Genomic DNA, 2,418 nt, shown 5'->3' with positions numbered 1-2,418 from the left:
CGTATGCGTCCGGGCATCACGTCTTGCGTGATTAAACCGGCTGCCACTTATGCGGAAGCAGCTGCTCGATCTCACTCGCCCGCTGCGTCGGCAGGCGCGTGAGAACATCCTTCAGATAGGCGTACGGGTCATGCCCATTCAGCCGCGCAGACTGGATCAAGCTCATAATCGCCGCCGCCCGTTTCCCGCTGCGTAGCGACCCGGCGAAGAGCCAGTTCTTGCGTCCAAGCGCCCAAGGCCGGATCTGGTTCTCGGCCCAGTTGTTGTCAATGGGGACGGCGCCGTCATCGAGGTAGCGCGACAGCGCTGCCCAGCGTTTCAAGCTGTAATCGAGTGCCCTGCTGATAGCCGAACCTTCGGGCACGAGGTCGCGCTGGGCGATCATCCAGGCATGCAGCCTATCCATCACCGGCATGGCTTTTTCTTGCCGTATTCGGCACCGTAAATCCGGCTCCAGGTCGCGCACTTCGCTTTCGATTTCGTACAGCAACTGGATGTAACCCAGTGCCTGTTCGGCGATCTGGCTCTTGTTGGTGGCGTGCAGTTCGAAGAACTTGCGCCGGGCATGGGCCATGCAGCCGATTTCGGTCACGCCGAGTTCGAAACTCGCCTTGTAACCGCCAAAATCGTCGCAGACCAACTTACCTTTCCAGCCTTGCAGGAAGTTACGAGCATGCTCTCCGGCGCGGCTGGGGCTGAAGTCATAAACAACTGCTGCCACGTCCGAGAACTGGCTGGTGGCGTAGGCCCATACATAGGAACGGTGGGTTTTCTTCGTGCCTGGAGCGAGCATTTGTACGGGCGTTTCGTCCGCGTGCACGACCTGTTGTCCTGTCACCACGTCACGCAGGGCATCGACCAGGGGCTGCAACTGCACGCCCGTCATACCAACCCACTGGGCCAACGTCGAACGTGGAATCGCCAAGCCAGCTCGACCGAAAATCGATTCCTGACGGTAAAGCGGAAGATGATCAGCGAACTTCGCGATCATGACGTGGGCAAGCAAGCCGGCAGTCGGGATGCCCTTGTCGATAACTTGCGCAGGTACTGGCGCCTGGATCAGCGTTTCGCAGTCATCGCATACCCACTTGCCACGAATATGGCGCTCGACGGTAAACACGCCCGGCGTGTAGTCCAGCTTTTCGCTGACATCTTCACCGATACGCTTGAGTGCGCAGCCGCATGGGCAGTGGGTGTTGTCCGGTTCGTGATGGATCAACGTGCGAGGGAACTCTGCCGGCAGAGCCGTGCGCTTGGGCTTTTGCTTTTTCTCGGTCGCAACTGGCGCTATTTGCAGCGCTTGAAGCTCGGCCTCAATCGCTGCGATATCGGTATCGATCAGGTCATCCAACAAGCTGGCCTGCTCAGGATTCATTTGCTCGCTGCGCTTGGCAAACTTCAAACGCTTGAGCTGTGCGATCTCGTGAGTCAGCTTCTCGATCACCGTTTGATCGCGGTTGATCTTCTTGCCCATCGTTTCAACTGTCTTGCTCATGGTCTCAACCGTATGACCCATGGCCACGACTTGCGATAGCAACTGCGCAGCGAATGCACGCAGTTGGTCGGGGGTCATTTGAGCGAGATCGGGCGAGGAAGTCATGCCGTGGATTTTACCAAAGCAAGCCACTCGCAACAGCAAGCCAAGGCATTAATTACGGTTTTTAAAGCAGCGTAATTACACCGCCAGCGCCAACACGCTGCCAAGGCAGGCCGAGTACCAAGGCCTGAAGCTGCTCGGCATCCAACTGCACTTCGCTGCCTTGCCGAACGCCTGGCCAATGGAATCTACCTTGGTTCAAACGACGTGCCGCCAGCCAGACGCCAATCCCATCGTGTACCAGCACTTTCATCCGGGTCGCGCGGCGATTGGCAAATAGATAGGCGCAGTGCGGCTTCGCCGCACCGAACACTGCGACGACCCTGGCCAGCGCCGTTTCAGTGCCGGCGCGCATATCCATGGGCTCGGTGGCGAGCCAGATGGCGTCGATGCGGATCATCGCAACAGGTCTCGAAGGAAAGCGGCGCAGGCAGCAGCGCTATCGGTTGGCCAGTTCACTTTGACGGTGCCGCGCGGGTGCAGAATCTCAACGCTGATATTCGAAGATACGTGCGCCGTTGTTTGTATGGGTAACGGGATGAATGCGGGTTGAAGCGCCGTACTTTTCTGCGCTTGCACCCGAATCCATTTGTGGACGAGGTTTGCGTTGAGGCTATGGCCGAGGGCGACGCTGGCGATTGAAGCGCCGGGTTGGACACACTCTTGAATGACCTGGGCTTTGAAGGATTTGGAATACGAACGGCGTGTTGGCTGCATGAAATACCCGCTTAAAAGGCTAGAACTGGTGCCCACCTAAATTTAAGTGCACACCATGTCCTGGCTTTACGGGGTTGGGTAGATGACTTGGCCGGACGCATACC

At 58.0% G+C, this 2,418-nt stretch carries 3 protein-coding genes; all 3 read right to left on the bottom strand.

Annotation, left to right across the window (positions count from 1 at the left end):
- Positions 1-31: 31 nt before the first annotated feature.
- Complete coding sequence (tnpC, locus tag P353_RS25315; protein WP_034375802.1) at positions 32-1,600, bottom strand: IS66 family transposase; 1,569 nt, start codon at positions 1,598-1,600, stop codon at positions 32-34.
- A 61-nt stretch (positions 1,601-1,661) separates the two neighbouring features.
- Entirely contained in the window at positions 1,662-1,997 is a 336-nt protein-coding gene (gene tnpB / locus P353_RS25310) for an IS66 family insertion sequence element accessory protein TnpB (RefSeq protein WP_034375801.1), read from the bottom strand.
- Entirely contained in the window at positions 1,994-2,314 is a 321-nt protein-coding gene (gene tnpA, locus P353_RS28650) for an IS66-like element accessory protein TnpA (RefSeq protein ID WP_113707761.1), read from the bottom strand. The genes tnpB and tnpA overlap by 4 nt, the downstream gene beginning before the upstream one ends.
- Between the last annotated feature and the right edge of the window lie 104 nt (positions 2,315-2,418).

The sequence above is a fragment of the Comamonas testosteroni genome (assembly GCF_000761245.1).
GTDB lineage: Bacteria > Pseudomonadota > Gammaproteobacteria > Burkholderiales > Burkholderiaceae_C > Comamonas > Comamonas testosteroni_C.
Note: the sequence above shows the minus strand (reverse complement) of the source record. Positions and strands in the feature narration are given on the sequence as shown.

Coding starts and splice junctions, on each gene's coding strand:
- tnpC (WP_034375802.1), bottom strand. CDS start 1,600: ATGACTTCCTCGCCCGATCTCGCTCAAATGACCCCCGACCAACTGCGT.
- tnpB (WP_034375801.1), bottom strand. CDS start 1,997: ATGATCCGCATCGACGCCATCTGGCTCGCCACCGAGCCCATGGATATG.
- tnpA (WP_113707761.1), bottom strand. CDS start 2,314: ATGCAGCCAACACGCCGTTCGTATTCCAAATCCTTCAAAGCCCAGGTC.